The organism is Pseudomonas sp. NFR09, assembly GCF_900111535.1.
Lineage (GTDB): Bacteria > Pseudomonadota > Gammaproteobacteria > Pseudomonadales > Pseudomonadaceae > Aquipseudomonas > Aquipseudomonas extremorientalis.
Genome location: NZ_FOIH01000009.1, coordinates 229,724 through 248,067, shown reverse-complemented (window position 1 = coordinate 248,067; position 18,344 = coordinate 229,724). Strand labels below are relative to the sequence as shown.

The window sequence follows — 18,344 nt, the reverse complement described above, 5'->3', positions numbered from 1 at the left end:
CAGTAAAAGCAGATCAATCCAGCAGGGCCAGCGCCTGTGCGGTAACTTCCTGGATACGGGCCCAGTCGCCGTTCTTGACCCATTCCGGGTCGAGCATCCAGCTACCGCCCACGCACATCACGTTTTTCAACGCCATGTAGTTTTTGATGTTGGCCGGGCCCACGCCGCCGGTCGGGCAGAATTTCACTTCGCCAAACGGGCCGCCCAAGGCCTTGATCGCCGCCACGCCGCCGCTGACTTCCGCCGGGAACAGCTTGAAGCGGCGATAACCCAGGCCATAGCCTTCCATGATGCCGGAGGCATTGCTGATGCCCGGCAGCAGCGGGATCGGGCTGTGTACCGAAGCTTCCAGCAAGTCGCGGGTGATGCCGGGGGTGACGATGAATTGCGAGCCGGCCACTTCGGCCGCTTCGAGCATGTGACGGTCCAGCACGGTGCCGGCACCGGTGCACAGTTCAGGGCGTTGTTCGCGCAGTACCTGAATGGCCTTGAGGCCGAACTCCGAACGCAGGGTCACTTCCAGTGCGGTCAAACCGCCGGCTGCCAGGGCATCGGCCAGCGGCAGGATGTCCTGTTCGCGGGCAATGGTGATCACCGGCAGGATCCGCGCCTTGGCGCAGAGGCTGTCGATCAAGGCAACTTTATCCGCCATGGACACGGTCGGTTGAGGGCTTTTCATAGCGGCTGATCCTTGGCTCATGGGCACCAGTAAATCTCTAATGTAGGTTGCAGAAACGCGCGAATCGGCATGGCAGCGACGTCATCGCTGGCCAGCGCGGCGCTCAAGGTGGTCAACTTCGAACTGCCGGAAATCGACAGTACGGTGTAGTTCGCCGTGGCCAGCAGCGCGCGACTCATCGTCAGGCGCTGGTGCGGCACGGTCGGCGCCAGCATCGGCCAGCAACGGCGGGTACCGTCGGCCTTCAACGCTTCGCCCAGGTTGGGACTGTCGGGGAACAGCGATGCGGTGTGGCCGTCATCGCCCATGCCCAGCACCAGCACGTCAATGGCTGGCAATTCGGCCAGCAGGCGATCGGCCTGCTCGGCTGCGTCTTCAAGATTGGCCGCGGCGCTGTACAGGCTCAAGAACCTGGCCTTGGCCGCCGGGCCTTGCAGCAGGTGCTGCTTCAACAGGCCGGCATTGCTGTCGGCATGTTCCACTGGCACCCAGCGCTCGTCGGCCAGGGTGATGGTGACCTTGGACCAGTCCAGGCCCTGCTTGGCCAGGTGCTGGAAAAACGCCACGGGGCTGCGGCCACCGGACACCACCAGGGTCGCTTCACCACGGGCACTGATGGCCGTGCGCAGTTGCTCGGCCACGTCATTGGCCAGGCCTTCCGCCAACAGCACCGGGGTGCGGTACTCGTGAGGGGTTACGCCCTGGGGCAGTTTCAAATCAGATATCGCCATACCACGACCTCCCATCCCGCGTGATCAGTGCAATCGAGCTCATCGGCCCCCAGGACCCGGCCGCGTACGGCTTGGGCGCATCACCGGATTTTTTCCACCCGGCGATCAGCTGGTCACACCACTTCCACGCGGCTTCGATTTCATCTTTGCGAACAAACAGGTTCTGATTGCCGCGCATCACTTCCAGCAACAACCGCTCGTAGGCATCCGGGATACGGGCGCTGCGGTAGGTGTCGGAAAAATTCAATTGCAACGGGCCGCTGCGCAGTTGCATGCCCTTGTCCAGGCCCTGCTCCTTGGTCATCACGCGCAAGGAAATGCCCTCGTCCGGTTGCAGGCGGATGATCAGTTTGTTGCTGATCTGCAGGCGCTGCTCGGGGGCAAAGATGTAGTGGGACGGTTCCTTGAAGTGGATGACGATCTGCGACAGCTTCTGCGGCATGCGCTTGCCGGTGCGCAGGTAGAACGGCACCCCGGCCCAACGCCAGTTGCGGATATCGGCACGCAGGGCAACGAAGGTCTCGGTGTCGCTCTGGGTGTTGGAGTTCTCTTCTTCCAGGTACCCCGGCACCGGCTTGCCGGCGCTGTAGCCGGCAATGTACTGGCCGCGCACCACCTGGGTGGTCAGGCCGTCCGGGCTGATCGGCGCCAGGGCCTTGAGCACCTTGACCTTCTCGTCACGGATGCTGTCGGCGGACAGATCGGCCGGCGGGTCCATGGCGATCAGGCATAGCAGCTGCAGCAAGTGGTTCTGGATCATGTCGCGCAGCTGGCCGGCCTTGTCGAAGTAGCCCCAACGGCCTTCGATACCGACCTGCTCGGCCACGGTGATTTCCACGTGGGAGATGTAATTCTGGTTCCACTGGGTTTCGAACAGGCTGTTGGCGAAACGCAGGGCGATCAGGTTCTGGACGGTCTCTTTGCCCAGATAGTGGTCGATACGGTAGGTGCGGTTCTCCGGGAAGAACTGGGCCACGGCGTCGTTGACCTTGCGCGAGGACTCCAGGTCCGAACCAATCGGTTTCTCCAGCACCACGCGGGTGTTGTCCGCCAGGCCGACCTTGGACAGGTTCTCGCAGATAGCGCCGTACACCGCCGCCGGTGTGGCGAAGTAGGCGATCAAGCGTTGTTCGGTGCCGGCGACTTCCGCCAGGGCCACGTAGTCATCGGCTTTCATGAAGTCGACGTGAACATAGGTCAGGCGCGCCAGGAAACGCTGGGCGATGGTTTCGTCCAGTTCCTTGCCGACGTATTTACGCAGTTCTTTTTCAATGTGCGCCAGGTGCTGTTGCTCGGAACCGGCTTCGCGAGCCAGGGCCAGGATGCGTGTGTCGTCGTGCAGGAGCGCGGCGCCATCGAGTTGATAGAGGGCAGGAAATAACTTGCGCAGCGCCAGATCACCCAAGGCGCCAAACAGGGCAAAGGTGCAGGGTTCTACGGTTATCGAAGGCATGATGTTTGTTCTTTTATCAAGTTAAGCTACAAATACCTTTTTTCAAGGCATCACTCAAGGAAAAATGTAGTAATAACCACAACATTTTCCCAAAATACGCATTCCGAGTGGTGGTGTTCAGCTACCCTCAGTAGGATAGGCCACCGCAAAAGGCCACTCGTCGATTGGTTGCCACCCTAATTTGCATCGTCGCCCGAAGGAAAGACTGAATGGACCGCGTGCGAAATCTTCTGGAACAGATCCAGAACCGCCTCGAAGAATTGAACAAGGCCGAGAAAAAAGTTGCCGAGGTCATCCTGCTCAACCCGCAGCAGGCGACCCGCTTCTCCATCGCCGCCCTTGCCCAGGCCGCCTCGGTCAGTGAACCGACGGTCAACCGTTTCTGCCGTTCGTTCGGCGTGAGCGGTTACCCTGAACTGAAATTGCAGCTGGCGCAAAGCCTGGCCAGCGGCGCGGCGTATGTCAGCCGCGCAGTGGAAGCCGATGATAACCCCGAGGCCTACACCCAGAAGATCTTTGGCAGCGCCATCGCGTCGCTCGACAGCGCCTGCCAGGCCCTGGACCCGGCCCTGATCAGCAAGGCCGTGGACCTGTTGATCCAGGCGCGGCAGATCCACTTCTTCGGCCTGGGCGCTTCGGCACCGGTGGCGATGGATGCGCTGCACAAGTTCTTCCGCTTCAACCTGGCGGTCACCGCCCATGCCGACGTGCTGATGCAGCGCATGATCGCCTCGGTGGCACACACCGGCGAGTTGTTCGTGATCATTTCCTACACCGGGCGTACCCGTGAACTGGTGGAAGTGGCGCGCATCGCCCGTGGAAACGGCGCTTCAGTGTTGGGCGTGACCGCCGAAAACTCGCCGCTGGCCAAGGCCAGTACGGTGAGCCTGAACATTCCACTGCCCGAAGACACCGACATCTACATGCCGATGACCTCGCGGATCATCCAGTTGACGGTGCTGGACGTATTGGCCACCGGCATGACCTTGCGTCGCGGGGTGGATTTCCAGCCGCATTTGCGCAAGATCAAAGAGAGTTTGAATGACAGCCGGTATCCGGTGGGGGATGAGTTCAACTAGGCCTGCCTTTGTGTTGGCTGTACTGGCCTTATCGGGGGCAAGCCCCCTCCCACATTTTGACTGTATTCACAGAGCAAAGTGTGGGAGGGGGCTTGCCCCCGATGAGGCCATCAACCACCCCGCTAAACCCCAGCCCTGGCCTGCAAACTCAAATGCGCCCTCTCCCCCGGCGCCAGGCTCGCCCCGGCCATCGCCGACTCCACGCACACAAACCCCGACGCCTCGTTGAAGCTCACGCCCAACAGCGGCCGGCTGCCCGGATGCCACACCACCGTGTCGGCGCTGTCGCCGGTGTCGATGCATAGTTCGCGCTGCCAGGCGTGGTCCTTGAGTTGCAATTCGCCTTCGTGCTGGAACACCCGCTGGCAACCGCCTTCTACCCGCAACTCACCCTCCTGCTGGCAGACCTGGCGGTTGAGCTGGTCGTAACCTTGCGCACCGTCGAGCCCAGACAGCGCTATCTCATCAACATGACCAATACGCCAGTAAGCGTGCAATGCATGGCTCAGTTGGCACGGCAACTCATCCTGATGCTCGGTGCTCAGGCGCAGCTCCAAGGTTTCGCCCAGGTGCGCGTGCAGGTCGACCTGCCAGTCGCACAGCTGCAATTGCCAGTGCAGGCGCACACCGTCGTCGTCAGTGCTGCTGTCGAGCAATTTCCAGTCGATCAAGCGCGCCCAGCCATGGGATGGCCAGGCATTTTCACTCGGGTGACGGCCATACCACGGCCAGCACACCGGCACGCCTCCACGGATGGCGCCGACTTGCGGCCACTTGGCGGCACACCACAACCACGGTTTCTGGCCGGTAGGCTGAAAGTGCAGCAATTGCGCGCCCTGGCGACTGAACACCGCCTGGCACAGCGGATGATCGATCACCAACACATCACGCATCTGAAAACGCTCCCAGGCGAACACCGGACGCTCGCGCAGGGATTTGAAAAAGCGTTGCAGCGGTTGCTCATGCATGTGCCACGGTCCTGATTGTCTTCACAGTGCGACCCAAAAAAAGCGGGTAGCCATGGCTACCCGCAAAATGCGCACAGAGAGAAGGAGCTTATCGCAACAGCGTTAGAACGTAGACTGAATTTTCAGGCCCGCCACCAACGCGTTGTCGACTTTGTCCACGCCGCCAGGCTGGACAACGTATTGCAGGTTAGGACGCACGGTCAGCCAGTTGGTGACGTGGAAGCCGTAGTTGAGTTCAACGTTGTACTCGGTCTCACGGATCGGCGTGTAGAGAGGATTGTCATAGTCGCTCACACCATTGGCGGCGTTGAGCAGTTCAGAGTTTTTCTTCACGTCATCGTTGACGTGCAGGCGCGCGACACCAATGCCGACGTCATCTTTCGGACGCGCGTCGAATGGGCCTTTGTACACCAGCATGAGCGACTGATAGTTGTCGACCAGGTTGGTTTCCTTATCGTGGAAGGTGGCGTTGGCCGCGATGTTCAGGCCGCGGGAGGCATCGCCGTTATGGGTGGTGAGTTGCTGTTGAGCAACGAACCAGTAGCCTTTCTTGCTGCTGCGGGTACGGTAGGCGGCGCGGGTGGTCGCAGCATCATTGCCGTTGATGTCTTCACGGACGTCAGAGGCATCAGCCGCGCTCTTGTAGTAACCCACACGGTATTCGCCCGGCAGGTTGTTGACCTTCGGCGACCAGACCAATTCCACTGGGATCACGGTGCCCTTGGTACCGCTGCCGCTGAGCTTGAAGCCATTACCGTGTTCGAGCTGCGAGGGGTTCTGGTTGTACGCGCCGATCTGCGCATACAGCTCAGGCGTGATGTTGTACTTCACACGGATCGCGGCCTGACTGACCGGCCAGTTGTACCAGGTGTTGACGTAGTTACCCACTTGCGAACCGCAGAACGACAGGTTCTGGAAGTCGCACGGGAAGGTGTTGAAGTCTTCGCCTTCGCCGAAGTAACCAAGCTTCACGTCCAACTTGTTATCGAACATCTGGTGCTGGATCCAGAACTGGGTCAGACGCACCATATGGCCACGGCCGTACACTTCTTGAGACGAGCTCAAGGTGCCGGCACGCGGATCGCCGATGCGGTCGTTGGAGATGTTCTGGCCATTACGGTTGGTCAACTGGATCTTGGCCTGGGTGTTATCCCAGCCCCACAGTTTTTGCAGGTCGAGTGCCACGCCGAGACCGAACTGGTCAGAGTAGCGACCGGTCTTGTCGTGGTTGTAACCGCCCTTGGCGTTGTAGCCCATCTCCCCAACGTAGTCAGCCTTGATGTCGATACCTTGCTCGATCAGCTTGGTACGCTCACCACCCCAATCGCCGGTCATCCACTTCGAATCAGCACTGAATGCATCGGCCGCCATCGCATTGGCGGACAAAACCAGGGCTGCTGCAGCTGACATTTGGCAGATCAGCCGAGTGTTGTTGTGTTGCTTTTTCATCCCTACATCCTCGTCTTTATTGTTATTAAACTGTTTTTATCTAACGCGGGTTACTTTTTTATTTGAAACAACAACTTAGCTGCTTCAGCGGCCTTTGAATTGGGCCACGTTGTCGGCATGCCCCTGTGCGGGCAATGAAGAAGCAGTGCCTAGGCGTTCGCCAGTGTTGGCGTCGAACAGCAATACCTTGGCCGGATCAAATTGCAGGGTCAGGGTCTCGCCGACCTGGGGCGCCACATCCGGCGCCAAACGGCAGCAGACCTTGGTGTCATTGAGCTGCACGAACACCAAGGTGTCCGGACCGGTCGGTTCGGTGACCTGGACTTCAGCACGAATGCTCGACGAGCCGTTGCCCTCACCCGCCGCCAACACGATCTGCTCCGGGCGCAGGCCCAGAATCACATCACGGTCCTCCAGACCTGCGTCGTTCATGCCTAATGGCAATTCGCAACGGGCCTGGCCGCTGTCGAGCAGCGCGACCAAACGACCTTCCTTGCGTTTTAGGCGCATAGGAACGAAGTTCATGGGAGGTGAACCGATAAAGCTTGCCACAAACAGGTTGGCCGGGTCGTTGTAAATTTCTTTCGGCGTGCCAAATTGTTGGATGATGCCGTCCTTCATCACCGCCACTTTGTCGCCCAGGGTCATCGCTTCGATCTGGTCGTGGGTCACGTAGACCGTGGTGGTCTTGAGGCGCTGGTGCATCAGCTTCATTTCGGTACGCATCTCGACGCGCAGCTTGGCGTCGAGGTTGGACAGCGGCTCGTCAAACAGGTAGATCTTCGGCCGACGCGCCAGGGCACGGCCCATGGCCACGCGCTGTTGCTGGCCGCCGGAGAGCTGGCCCGGCTTGCGGTTGAGCAGGTGTTCGATCTGCAGCAGTTTTGCAACCCGCGCCACTTCGGCGTCGATATCCGCCTGGGCCATCTTGCGGATCTTGAGGCCGAACTCGATGTTCTCGCGCACGCTCATGGTCGGGTACAGCGCGTAGGACTGGAACACCATGGCGATGTCCCGGTCCTTGGGGCTCATGCCGCTCACGTCCTGGTCGCCGATCATGATCGCGCCGCCGGTGATGGTCTCTAGGCCGGCGATGCAGTTCATCAGCGTGGATTTGCCGCACCCTGAAGGGCCGACCAGGATCAGGAACTCGCCTTCCTTGATCGACAGTTCGATGTTCTTCAAGGTGTCGGGCAGGCCGGCGCCATAGGTCTTGTTTACATTGCGAAGTTCAAGCGTAGCCATGATTACCCCTTGACCGCGCCGGCCGTGAGGCCGCGCACGAAATACTTGCCTGCGATCACATAGACCAGCAGGGTCGGCAGCCCGGCGATCATCGCCGCCGCCATATCCACGTTATATTCCTTGGCCCCGGTGCTGGTGTTGACCAGGTTGTTCAGCGCCACCGTGATGGGCTGGGAATCGCCACTGGAGAACACCACGCCGAACAGGAAGTCGTTCCAGATCTGGGTGAACTGCCAGATCAGGCAGACCATGATGATCGGGGTCGACATCGGCAGAATGATCTGACGGAAGATGGTGAAGAATCCCGCACCGTCCAGGCGTGCCGCCTTGATCAGCGCGTCCGGGATGCTCACGTAGTAGTTACGGAAAAACAGCGTGGTGAACGCCAGGCCATAGACCACGTGCACAAACACCAGGCCGGTGGTGGTGCTGGCCAGGCCCATCTTGCCGAGGGTGAACGACGCCGGCAGCAGCACGGTCTGGAACGGCAGGAAGCAACCGAACAGCAGCAAGCCGAAGAACAACTGCGAGCCTTTGAAGCGCCAGAACGACAGCACATAGCCGTTCAACGCACCGATGGCGGTGGAGATCAGTACGGCCGGAACGGTGATCTTGATCGAGTTCCAGAAGTAACCGTCCACAGTGGCCCAGGCCTTGACCCAGCCGATGCCGGAGACCACGGTCGGCCAGCTCAGCAGGTTGCCGGTGCTGATGTCTTCCGGGGTTTTGAAGCTGGTCAGCAGCATCACCACCAGCGGCACCAGGTACAGCAGCACGGCGAGGATCAGCACCGCGTAGATCGCGATGCGACTCAGGCTGACAGGTGATTTGGAGGCGAGACTAGTCATGACGTTTGGTCCTCAGCTCGGAGTAGAGGTAAGGCACGATGATCGCCAGGATCGCACCGAGCATCAGGATCGCACTGGCCGAACCCATGCCCATCTGGCCACGGCTGAAGGTGAACGAGTACATGAACATGGCAGGCAGGTCGGACGAGTAGCCCGGGCCGCCGGCAGTCATTGCCGCCACCAGGTCGAAGCTCTTGATCGCAATGTGCGCCAGGATCATCACCGCACTGAAGAACACCGGACGCAGGCTGGGCAGCACCACGCTCCAGTAGATGCGTGGCAGGCTCGCGCCGTCGATCTGGGCGGCACGGATAATCGACTGATCGACGCCACGCAGGCCGGCGAGGAACATCGCCATGATAAAGCCCGAGGCTTGCCATACAGCGGCGATCACCAGGCAGTAGACCACGCGGTCCGGGTCGATCAGCCAGTCGAGACGGAAGCCTTCCCAGCCCCAGTCACGCAGGAGTTTGTCCAGGCCCATGCCCGGGTTGAGCAGCCATTTCCAGGCCGTACCGGTGACGATCATCGAGAGTGCCATCGGGTACAGGTAAATGGTGCGGATAAAGCCTTCACGACGGATTTTCTGGTCGAGGAAGATCGCCAGGGTCACCCCGATAACCAGGGTGATGCCGATGAACATCCCGCCAAACACCGCCAGGTTCTTGCTCGCCACCCACCAGCGGTCGTTGTCGAACAACCGCGCGTATTGCGCAAGGCCCGCCCATTTGTAGCTTGGCAGGAACGTGGAATTGGTGAACGAGAGTACAAACGTCCACAGGATGTAGCCGTAGAAGCCCACCAACACGATGAACATGCTGGGCGCCAGCACCAGTTTGGGTAGCCAGCGCTGCAGTGCATCGAACGGCGAGGCTTTGCTGAACACAGCAACAGAACTCATGGGAAAATCCAGTACAGGGAAAAAGGACTACAGGAACACGCCTTATGGGGGGCAAGGGAGTCCCCCCCATAAGGTCAACCGTTACTTGGCGGACTTGATCGCAGCGCCGAGTTTCTTGGCGGTGTCGGCCGGGTCGGCTTTCGGGTCGTTGATGTAGTTGGTCACAACGTCAAAGAATGCACCTTGCACCGCCAGGGTCGTGGCCATGTTGTGCGCCATGCTTGGCTGCAGGCCGCCGGTCTTGGCGTCTGCCAGGAAGTCCTTGGCAGCGGTCTGGGCGCAGGAGTCGAAGCCGTACGAGTCCATTTTGTTCAGCATGTCGTTACGCACAGGGATCGAACCCTTGTTGATGCTGAACACTTTCTGGAAGTTTTCACCCAGCACGACTCTGGCAATGTCCTGCTGACCCGCCGCAGTGCCTTTGTCTTTCTGCTTGAACACCGCCAGGGAGTCGATGTTGTAGGTGAAGGCTTTGTCGGTGCCCGGGAAGGCTACGCACTCATAGTCTTTGCCGGCGACCTTCTTGGCGGCGGTCCATTCGGACTTGGCCCAGTCACCCATGATCTGCATGCCGGCCTTGCCGTTGATGACCTTGCCTGCTTCGAGGTTCCAGTCCTGGCCTTTGCCGTCGACGTCCATGTAGGTCGCGACTTTTTTCAGCTCGGTCAGGGCCTTGACCATTTCCGGGCCGGTCAGTGCAGCGTTATCCAGGTCGACCAGGGCTTTCTTGTAGCCATCGGCGCCCATAACAGAAAGCACCACCGCCTCGAACACGGTGCTGTCCTGCCAAGGCTGGCCACCATGGGCGAGCGGAATGAAGCCGGCTTTCTTCAGCTTGTCGCCAGCGGCGTAGAATTCTTCGAGGGTGGTCGGGTTCTTGGTGATACCGGCTTTCTTGAAGACTTCCGGGTTGATCCACAGCCAGTTCACGCGGTGGATGTTGACCGGTACGGCAACGTAGTTACCGTCGTACTTCACGGTATCGGAGACTTTCTTGTCGAGCAGGGAGTCCCACTTTTCTTCTTTGGCGACGTCCTTGAGCACGTCGGTGTCGAGCAGGCCGGTGGACGCCCATTCCTGTATGTCGGGGCCTTTGATCTGGGCAACGCCTGGCGGGTTGCCGGCGACTGCGCGGCTTTTCAGCACGGTCATGGCCGTGGCGCCACCGCCACCTGCGACGGCACCGTCTTTCCAGGTGAAGCCGTCTTTTTCAACTTGGGCCTTCAGGACATCTACAGCCGCCTTCTCACCACCCGAGGTCCACCAATGCACAACTTCAACCGTCCCTTTCGAGTCGGCGGCAAATGCACTGAGGGGAAACAACGAGGCAATGGAAATAGCGACGGCGAGGCGATTAATCGCGTTCATCTGAGTACCTTTTCTTGTTGTTATGCATGCAAGTCTTAGGCTTGCGCTGCACGGAGTTTAAACAGGGTTTTTTGAGGCGCAGGTAACAAAGGGATGCACAAATGTCACCAGTTGGTGACATAGCGCCCAGCCCCGATGGCACTGGCCATGCTGGGTGCCAAGGGCAGTGCAGGCAGCACTACCGCTTGCCAGGCATGGTACAGGTCCGGCTTGCCGCCCCATATTTTGCTGCTGGGTTGGTTATGCGGGCTGAGTTCGTGATGCCAGCTGCCGTTGATGCGGTCGATGAAGTGGGTTTCGCAGAATTCCCAGAAGCGCCGGTACCAGGTTTCGTAATGCGATTCGCCGGTGCGTTTGAGCAGGGCCTGGGCAGCAGCGCTGGCTTCGGCGTGAGTCCAGTGCAGGCGCTCGCGCACCACCGGGCGGTGGTTCCAGTCAAGGGTGTAGACGATGCCGGGGGCACCATCCACCGCCCAGGCGTACTCGCAGGCACTGGCGAACAGGCCTTTGGCGTCGGTCACCAGCCACTCGGGTGTGGCGAGCCCGGCTTGCAGACGCGCGGCCTCAAGGTGCAGCACCAGCCGCGCCCACTCGAAGCCATGGCCGGGGGTAATGCCGTAGGGGCGGAAGCCATCGGCGGGATTGTCTTCGTTGTAACCGAGCAAGGGTTGCCAGCCTGTATCGAAATGCTCGATCACCATGAACTGGTTGCCGGCGGCATGGGTATGGATCACGCGCTCGACGATCCGCAGCGCACGGTCCAACCAACGTGTATCGCCGGTCACATCGGCCAGGGCGAGGAAGGCTTCGGTGGCGTGCATGTTGCTGTTGGCGCCGCGATAGGCTTCGACGCCGCTCCAGTCCTGGGCAAAGGACTCGAGCATCACGCCCTCCTCTTCACTCCAGAAGAACTGGTCGATGATATGGATGGCGTCATTCAGCAAGTGTTGCGCGCCGGGAGCGCCCGCCACCACTGCAGAGCTGGCGGCCAGGGCCACGAAGGCGTGCAGGTACGCGGCCTTGCCACGGTTGCCGTCGACGGCGTGGGGTGCGGCGAACCAGCCGCCATGCTCACTGTCGCGCAACGGGCCGTTGAGGGAGGCAACCCCGTGTTCAATCAGTTCGGCATAGCCAGGCAACCCCATGGCGTGGGCCATGGCGAAACTGTGAGTCATGCGGGCGGTGTTCATGGTTTCAGCGCGGGCATCGGCCGGCAGCCGGCCTTTGTCGTCCAGGTTGCCAAAGCCATCGGGCAGTCGAGACGCCTTGGCAAACGCCAGCAGGCGCTGGCCTTCGGCAGCGAGCCAGGCGTGATGGGCAAGCGCGTTCAGCCAACTGCTGGCAGGCAGTGGTTGGGTGGTCATGGGTGGCCCTTATTATTGTTTGTGGGATGACCGGAGTCTAAACAAGGGCGCACTGGGAGCAAGTAACGAAGGGGATGGGAAATGTCACCGAGTGGTGACATTTCTACAAGAGACCTCATTGCCCGAGCGGGGTAACTCTCGCCGGCGCGTTAAGTTGTTGGTTGAGGTTCTGCACCTGGCTCTGCAAGGTGGTGATATTACGCGTGGTCTGGATGCGGAACACGTCGAACTCTTTGTTGGTAGGCGCATCACTGTTGGCCGACGCGTTGTCCTGGGCGCTCTTGAGCACCACGAGGTCCTGTTCGATCCGGGCGATGGCGGCGCTGGGGTTGCCCTGTTTCTTCAAGGCGGCCACGTCAGCGGCCAGTTCCTTGATCTCGGTATCGCGCTTGCCGGCGTCAACCTGCGCCGCCTTGAGGGTCGCCACGGCGTCGGTCAACGCCTGGACCTGGCCTTGCAGCTTGCTGTTGGCGTTGGACAGGTCGGTGGTGCTGGCGGTCATTTGCGCCAGGCGCTTGTCCAGCTCGGTGGCCTGGCCGGCCACGCCGACCTGCTGTTTACCCTGCTCCAGCAACTGGCTTTCAAGCTGCTTGATCTGCAGTTTCAGCGCTTCGCTGCCGTTGTTGACGCTGGCCTCGCTGGCCACCACCTTGCCGGAAATATCCTGCAGGCGCCCCGCCGCTTCTTCGCTGATGCGCGCAAAGCTCTCCTGGGTGGCCACCAACTGCTGGCCCATCAGGGAGATCTGCTGGAAGCTCCACCAGGCCAGGCCCGCAAAGGCGATCAGCAGCGCGCCGATCAAGGCCCACAACGGGCCGGTGCTGGCGCTCTTGACCTTGACCACCTTGGTGTTACGCGAACGCACTGAGGTGGCCGGGGTAGGTTCGAAGTCATCGTCATCCCCGACATCCGCCCGCAGGCTGGGAACGTTGTCGAAATCGTCTTTAGCATCGTTGCGCATGTATCAACCCTGAATCGGTGAGGTGGCGAGCGACGGGAGTATAAACCGCGTTCCCGACGCCCTGATCGACCCGGAACGCCGAATTCGGTTCCCGAAGTGTTGCCTGTTGTGTTCTTACTTCAACCCAGGGTCCTGGGCCTTCCACCAACTGCAAAACTCGTCGAGGGCGGTCCACAGGCTGACCTTGGGCTCGTAGTCCAGATAATGCCTGGCGCGGCTGATGTCGAGGGTGAAATCTTTGTTCATCACTTGCATGCCCAGGCGCGACAACGCCGGCTCGGGACGACCGGGCCACATCGCGCAAAACGCTTCGTTGAGTGCTGCCACGCTGTAGGACAAACCGTAGGACCGATACCGCGTCACCTGCGGCAACTCCATTTGGCGCATCACGTAGTTCACCACATCCCACACCGGCACTGGCGCACCGTTGCTGATGTTGTAGGCCCTGCCCAGCGCCGAGCCCGTGGCGAGCAAACTGCTGAGCAGCGCTTCGTTGAGGTTGTGCACGCTGGTGAAGTCGACCTTATTCAGACCATCGCCGACGATGGCCAGGCGATTCTTGCGCTGCATTTTCAGCAGGCGCGGGAAGATACTCATGTCACCGGCGCCCGTGACGAAGCGCGGACGCAGGGCCACGACTTCGAGGCCGAACTCCTGGGCACCGAACACCTTCTGTTCGGCCAGGTACTTGGTGGCGGCATAGGGGTGCTTGAAGCGCTTGGGCACTTGCTCCTCAGTCAGCCCCAGGTGATCGCGCCCATCGAAATAGATCGACGGCGACGACAGGTGCACCAGCCGGCCCACGCGTTCCTTGAGGCAGGCCTCGACGACATTTTCGGTGACCAGCACATTGCCCTGATGAAAGTCCTGATACTTGCCCCACAGCCCGACGGCGCCGGCGCAATGCACCACGGCTTCGACATCGCGGCAGAGATCGCGCACCAGGTCGGCGTCATTCAAATCACCCTGGATAAACTCGGCGCCGCGCCTGACCAGGTGTTCCACACCTTCGGCACGTCGCCCGTTGACCCGCACGTCCAGGCCCTGCTCCAGGGCGAAACGCGCAAAGCGCCCGCCGATGAAGCCGCTTGCGCCGGTGACCAGAATCTTCATGTATTACCCCGTGTGCTTTCGTTTTTCATCGCTGTTGCCTTGACGCACGCCATCACTCCAACGGCACCAACCACTGCCCGCATGCCTGGGCCAGATGGTCGGTCAACAAGCCCAGCAGTTGCCCGCCACTGCGCCAATGATGCCAGTACAACGGCACATCGATGGGCTTATCTGGCAATAACTCGACCAACAGGCCCTTTTGCAGTTGGTCGCGCACCTGCAATTCCGGCACCAGCCCCCAACCCAGGCCCGCTTCGGTCAGGCGAATAAAGCCTTCGGACGATGGGCATAAATGGTGTTCGAAGCCGCCATCCACGCCGAGGGATGCCAGGTAGCGGTGTTGCAGGAAATCATCCGGGCCAAAAACCAATGCCGGGGTGCGTGCCAGTTGGTCGGCGCGCACGCCGTCGGGAAAGTGCCGGGCAATAAAGGCCGGGCTGGCCAACGCGCGATAACGCATGGCCCCCAGCAGCAGGCTGCGTGCCCCGGCCACCGGGCGCTCGCTGGCGCAGATACAGGCCGCCACTTCACCGGCGCGCATGCGCTTGAGGCCTACGGTCTGGTCCTCCACCACCAGATCCAACAGCAGATGCTGTTCGGCGCAAAAACCACTGACGGCCTCGGCCCACCAGGTGGCGAGGCTGTCGGCGTTCAACGCGATACGCAGGCGCTCGGGCATGCCTTCCTCATCCAGGGACGGCACCTGGCTTTGCAGGTCGCGCTCCAGCAGGCGCACCTGTTGCACATGGTTGAGCAGGCGACGGCCGATATCGGTGGGTGTCGGCGGCGTGGCCCGCACCAGTACCGGCTGGCCGATACGCGCCTCCAGCAACTTGATGCGCTGGGAGATCGCCGACTGCGACAACCCCAGCACCTGGGCGGCGCGCTCGAAGCCCGCCTGCTCCACCACCGCCGCCAGAGCGGAAAGCAATTTATAGTCGAACATCAGTTTCTCTAATGAGCGATCAGCAATATTGGTTTTTCTTATACAGCCTGCGCCATGAGAATAGCCAGCATCGCTTCTCTCTTTATAAGGAACCTCCATGGCTGCCGAAACCGCCCTGGCTACCCTGCTGCGCAGCATGAGCCCTCATCTGAATGACGGCGACTACATATTCTGCACCCTGCCCGATCAGCGAATCCCTGCCGATTGCGAGGTGATCGGCAGCTTCCGCGAACAAGAAGGCCTGACCCTGATCGTCGAACGCCAACAAGCGGAACAGGCTGGGCTGGCCTTCGACTACGTCGCCGCGTGGATCACCTTGAATGTGCACTCGGCCCTGGAGGCCGTGGGCCTGACCGCCGCCTTCGCCAGTGCCTTGGGCAAGGCCGGCATCAGTTGCAACGTGATTGCCGGCTATTACCACGACCACCTGTTCGTCGGCCGTGCCGATGCCCAGCGTGCCATGCAGGTGTTGCAGCAACTGGCGGCAAACGCGGAGTAGACCCTATGTGGCAAAGCTACCTGAATGGTTTGCTGGTCGCCCTCGGCCTGATCATGGCCATCGGCACCCAGAATGCCTTTGTCTTGGCGCAAAGCCTGCGCCGTGAACATCATTTACCCGTGGCAGCGCTGTGTGTGGTGTGCGATGCGCTGCTGGTGGCCGCCGGGGTGTTCGGCCTGGCGACAGTGCTGGCGCAGAGCCCGATACTGCTGGCGATCGCACGCTGGGGCGGCGCGGCTTTCCTGATCTGGTACGGGGCCTGCGCACTCCGCCGGGCCTGTTCGAAACAGAGCCTGGACCAGGGCGGCAACCTGCAGGTGCGCTCGCTGCGCGCGGTGCTGCTGAGCGCGCTGGCCGTCACCCTGCTCAACCCTCACGTGTACCTGGACACCGTGTTGCTGATCGGCTCGCTCGGCGCCCAACAAACCGAACCCGGCGCCTACGTCGCCGGCGCGGCCAGTGCGTCGCTGCTGTGGTTCGCAACCCTGGCGCTCGGCGCGGCGTGGCTGGCCCCCTGGCTGGCACGCCCGGCCACCTGGCGCCTGCTGGACCTGTTGGTGGCGGTGATGATGTTCAGCGTGGCCTATCAATTGATCAGTGCCTGAGGAATATTCCAAAACGCTCTGGAACCTCTATCCCACACAGTTGTTGCGTGGTTTTGCCACAACCCCGGTGCTATGATCCTGACCCTGCGCCGCAAAGAGTACAAACTCCCCGGCGCTTGTTTGGCCGCCCGTGATCGGCCTTGCGCTCACCGCAACTGACCTGATTAGGAGATTTATCATGGCTTTCGAATTGCCGCCGCTGCCCTACGCACACGATGCCCTGCAGCCGCACATCTCCAAGGAAACCTTGGAATACCACCACGACAAGCACCACAACACCTATGTCGTGAACCTGAACAACCTGGTGCCAGGCACCGAGTTCGAAGGCAAGACCCTGGAAGAGATCGTCAAATCCTCTTCGGGCGGTATCTTCAACAACGCTGCCCAGGTCTGGAACCACACCTTCTACTGGAACTGCCTGGCGCCAAACGCTGGCGGCCAACCCACCGGCGCGCTGGCTGAAGCCATCAACGCTGCGTTCGGTTCGTTCGACAAGTTCAAGGAAGAGTTCACCAAGACCTCCGTCGGCACCTTCGGCTCCGGTTGGGGCTGGCTGGTGAAAAAGGCTGACGGTTCCCTGGCCCTGGCCAGCACCATCGGCGCCGGCAACCCGCTGACCAGCGGCGACACCCCGCTGCTGACCTGCGACGTCTGGGAACACGCCTACTACATCGACTACCGCAACGTGCGTCCAAAGTATGTGGAAGCGTTCTGGAACCTGGTCAACTGGAAGTTCGTGGCTGAGCAGTTCGAAGGCAAGACCTTCACTGCCTAAGCAACGCTTGCAGTAAAAAAAGCCCGGCGAATCAGGCTGTGTGAAAACCTAGCAATCTGCCGCCCGGTTTAAAAAAATGCCCGTATCGCAAGATACGGGCATTTTTCTTATGCGCTATATCCAAGGTGAAGACCGTACTCAAGGCGCTCTGTTTCCAGTCTCACTGGACGAAAGTGCGGTCGACGCGAAACACCGCCTGATCGTGCATCACGAAGTAACCCAGGAAGGTACTGATAACCGTCAGCTTGAGCCGATGGCGGCCAGTTCCAGGCGTGTGAAGATGCTGGTATCACCCCCTTTGTCCCGCCCAATCGAGCTGTAAATACCCAGGGTGGTGAAGAGCAAAATCTTGATCGCACACTTTTCAGTTACGACGAGGAAAGTGATAGCTACCACTGCCCCAACGGCACGGTACTCACGCTTAAAGCGCTCAACAAAGGCGACCGGAAATGGCACTTGCGATACAGGCGTACAACCTGAAACGAGCCATAACCGTGCTGGGTGTGCAAAAGATGATGGGGTTGATGGGCTGAAAAGCCCTTTTTCATTATCCGAAACCTAAAAAGCAAATGCCCCGATAAGTCGGGGCATTTGCTTTTGACCGGCGCAGGCTGCGTTTTCAGACAGCCTGGAATGCCGGTTTTTTTGCGCAACATATAGTCATTCAGGCTCAGGAACTCAGCCATTGTCATTTGCCACGTATTCAGTGAGACAAATTGAGGTCTCTTACCTGTCGGAGAAATAACAATGACTATTGGTGCACTGGCACAACTTCCCGTAGTGGGTGATCTGGTGAAAACAGGACTTCCTGTGGTTGGCGACATAGTCAAAGCGGTCGCGCCGCTGCTGCAACCCTTTGCCGATGCCCTGGCTAAACAGATTGCCGGCAAAGAGGAAGAGCCCCCAAGCAAAACCATTGAGCTCCCCATGGAGAAAGGCGCAGGAAAAATAGCCATCAGCTTCAAGCAATAAGCACTGACTGAGTTAAAGAAGAAACCAAGGGGTGGCGGGAGCGCCTCTCTCCGCCCCCCCCTGATGACATAGGATCGAAACGTACAGATACGCCCAGTCAGAACCGGATTTGCGGTTGTTTGCTGACACCGCTTCCTGCCAAATCGATTGCACCGCCCACCATGTCCCTCGCGGCATCCGTAGCCACTTTTGCTGCCTGACCTGCAACGGAGAGAACCACGGGGGCCACGGCGGCGGCGACGGGTGCCAGTGCTGCGGCGGCTATTGCTACGCTCATAAGTAAATACTCCGATATTCAATGAAAGGCACATTCCTCTCCCGCCCTGAGTGGGCATTTCCAAGGAGAGGGTTCCATGTCTCATGACCTTTTTGCGGCTGACCCAATGTC

Annotated in this window: 19 protein-coding genes and 1 pseudogene; 6 read left to right on the top strand and 14 right to left on the bottom strand. The window is 60.2% G+C overall.

The features are described 5' to 3' along the window. Nucleotides 1–13 precede the first annotated feature (13 nt). The 3 genes from BMX59_RS20975 to zwf are packed head-to-tail and all read right to left on the bottom strand — an operon-like array spanning nt 14 to nt 2,863. Nucleotides 14–679: a bifunctional 4-hydroxy-2-oxoglutarate aldolase/2-dehydro-3-deoxy-phosphogluconate aldolase gene (locus BMX59_RS20975; RefSeq protein WP_026013852.1), complete on the bottom strand. Its 666-nt coding sequence runs from the start codon at nt 677–679 to the stop codon at nt 14–16. 17 nt (nt 680–696) lie between these two features. Beyond that, nucleotides 697–1,410, bottom strand: a complete 714-nt coding sequence (gene pgl, locus BMX59_RS20970; RefSeq protein WP_071489448.1) for a 6-phosphogluconolactonase — start codon at nt 1,408–1,410, stop codon at nt 697–699. Next, the gene (gene zwf / locus BMX59_RS20965) at nt 1,397–2,863 is read right to left on the bottom strand and encodes a glucose-6-phosphate dehydrogenase (RefSeq protein ID WP_092246987.1); all 1,467 of its coding nucleotides are present in this window, start codon (nt 2,861–2,863) and stop codon (nt 1,397–1,399) included. The genes pgl and zwf overlap by 14 nt, the downstream gene beginning before the upstream one ends. 218 nt (nt 2,864–3,081) lie before the next feature. Here zwf and BMX59_RS20960 point away from each other — a divergent pair, with 218 nt between their 5' ends. Beyond that, nucleotides 3,082–3,942: a MurR/RpiR family transcriptional regulator gene (locus BMX59_RS20960; RefSeq protein WP_170856097.1), complete on the top strand. Its 861-nt coding sequence runs from the start codon at nt 3,082–3,084 to the stop codon at nt 3,940–3,942. Nucleotides 3,943–4,064: 122 nt separating this feature from the next. Here BMX59_RS20960 and BMX59_RS20955 read toward each other — a convergent pair whose 3' ends face one another. The 10 genes from BMX59_RS20955 to BMX59_RS20910 all read right to left on the bottom strand — a co-directional run bounded on the left by BMX59_RS20955 (nt 4,065) and on the right by BMX59_RS20910 (nt 15,105). Beyond that, entirely contained in the window at nt 4,065–4,910 is an 846-nt protein-coding gene (locus tag BMX59_RS20955; protein ID WP_071489446.1) for a D-hexose-6-phosphate mutarotase, read from the bottom strand. A gap of 102 nt (nt 4,911–5,012) precedes the next feature. After that, complete coding sequence (locus BMX59_RS20950) at nt 5,013–6,359, bottom strand: carbohydrate porin (protein ID WP_071489445.1); 1,347 nt, start codon at nt 6,357–6,359, stop codon at nt 5,013–5,015. Between the two features lie 84 nt (nt 6,360–6,443). Beyond that, nucleotides 6,444–7,604, bottom strand: coding sequence for an ABC transporter ATP-binding protein (locus BMX59_RS20945; RefSeq protein ID WP_071489444.1), 1,161 nt, complete (start codon nt 7,602–7,604; stop codon nt 6,444–6,446). Nucleotides 7,605–7,606: 2 nt separating this feature from the next. Beyond that, the gene (locus BMX59_RS20940; RefSeq protein WP_071489443.1) at nt 7,607–8,452 is read right to left on the bottom strand and encodes a carbohydrate ABC transporter permease; all 846 of its coding nucleotides are present in this window, start codon (nt 8,450–8,452) and stop codon (nt 7,607–7,609) included. Next, nucleotides 8,445–9,353: a carbohydrate ABC transporter permease gene (locus BMX59_RS20935; protein ID WP_071489442.1), complete on the bottom strand. Its 909-nt coding sequence runs from the start codon at nt 9,351–9,353 to the stop codon at nt 8,445–8,447. The genes BMX59_RS20940 and BMX59_RS20935 overlap by 8 nt, the downstream gene beginning before the upstream one ends. 81 nt (nt 9,354–9,434) lie before the next feature. Then, a complete protein-coding gene (locus BMX59_RS20930; RefSeq protein WP_093125330.1) occupies nt 9,435–10,721 on the bottom strand; it encodes an ABC transporter substrate-binding protein in 1,287 nt (428 codons plus the stop codon). Between the two features lie 104 nt (nt 10,722–10,825). Further along, nucleotides 10,826–12,085 carry a D-mannose isomerase gene (locus BMX59_RS20925; RefSeq protein WP_092246981.1) on the bottom strand — a complete coding sequence of 420 codons (1,260 nt, stop codon included), beginning with the start codon at nt 12,083–12,085 and terminating at the stop codon, nt 10,826–10,828. Nucleotides 12,086–12,200: 115 nt separating this feature from the next. Beyond that, nucleotides 12,201–13,046: an ATPase gene (locus BMX59_RS20920; protein ID WP_093125327.1), complete on the bottom strand. Its 846-nt coding sequence runs from the start codon at nt 13,044–13,046 to the stop codon at nt 12,201–12,203. Between the two features lie 114 nt (nt 13,047–13,160). After that, on the bottom strand, nt 13,161–14,159 hold the full coding sequence (locus BMX59_RS20915; protein WP_093125323.1) for an NAD-dependent epimerase/dehydratase family protein: 999 nt from the start codon (nt 14,157–14,159) through the stop codon (nt 13,161–13,163). A 52-nt stretch (nt 14,160–14,211) separates the two neighbouring features. Continuing rightward, nucleotides 14,212–15,105 carry a LysR family transcriptional regulator ArgP gene (locus BMX59_RS20910; protein WP_071489437.1) on the bottom strand — a complete coding sequence of 298 codons (894 nt, stop codon included), beginning with the start codon at nt 15,103–15,105 and terminating at the stop codon, nt 14,212–14,214. 97 nt (nt 15,106–15,202) lie between these two features. On the opposite strand from BMX59_RS20910, the gene BMX59_RS20905 reads away from it, so the two are divergent. The 4 genes and pseudogenes from BMX59_RS20905 to BMX59_RS20890 all read left to right on the top strand — a co-directional run. Further along, complete coding sequence (locus BMX59_RS20905; protein WP_093125320.1) at nt 15,203–15,604, top strand: ACT domain-containing protein; 402 nt, start codon at nt 15,203–15,205, stop codon at nt 15,602–15,604. A gap of 5 nt (nt 15,605–15,609) precedes the next feature. Then, complete coding sequence (locus BMX59_RS20900) at nt 15,610–16,209, top strand: LysE/ArgO family amino acid transporter (RefSeq protein ID WP_092246970.1); 600 nt, start codon at nt 15,610–15,612, stop codon at nt 16,207–16,209. A gap of 178 nt (nt 16,210–16,387) precedes the next feature. Continuing rightward, nucleotides 16,388–16,984 carry a superoxide dismutase gene (locus BMX59_RS20895; RefSeq protein ID WP_003212997.1) on the top strand — a complete coding sequence of 199 codons (597 nt, stop codon included), beginning with the start codon at nt 16,388–16,390 and terminating at the stop codon, nt 16,982–16,984. A gap of 169 nt (nt 16,985–17,153) precedes the next feature. Beyond that, nucleotides 17,154–17,431 (top strand): annotated as a pseudogene (locus BMX59_RS20890) (IS5/IS1182 family transposase); the annotation flags it as partial. Here the strand turns inward: BMX59_RS20890 and BMX59_RS31190 are convergent. Beyond that, the gene (locus BMX59_RS31190; RefSeq protein ID WP_371914388.1) at nt 17,374–17,670 is read right to left on the bottom strand and encodes a hypothetical protein; all 297 of its coding nucleotides are present in this window, start codon (nt 17,668–17,670) and stop codon (nt 17,374–17,376) included. The pseudogene BMX59_RS20890 and the gene BMX59_RS31190 overlap by 58 nt on opposite strands. A 61-nt stretch (nt 17,671–17,731) precedes the next feature. Between BMX59_RS31190 and BMX59_RS20885 the strand changes: the two genes are divergently transcribed. After that, nucleotides 17,732–17,956: a hypothetical protein gene (locus BMX59_RS20885; RefSeq protein WP_092246967.1), complete on the top strand. Its 225-nt coding sequence runs from the start codon at nt 17,732–17,734 to the stop codon at nt 17,954–17,956. The last annotated feature ends 388 nt before the right edge of the window (nt 17,957–18,344 follow it).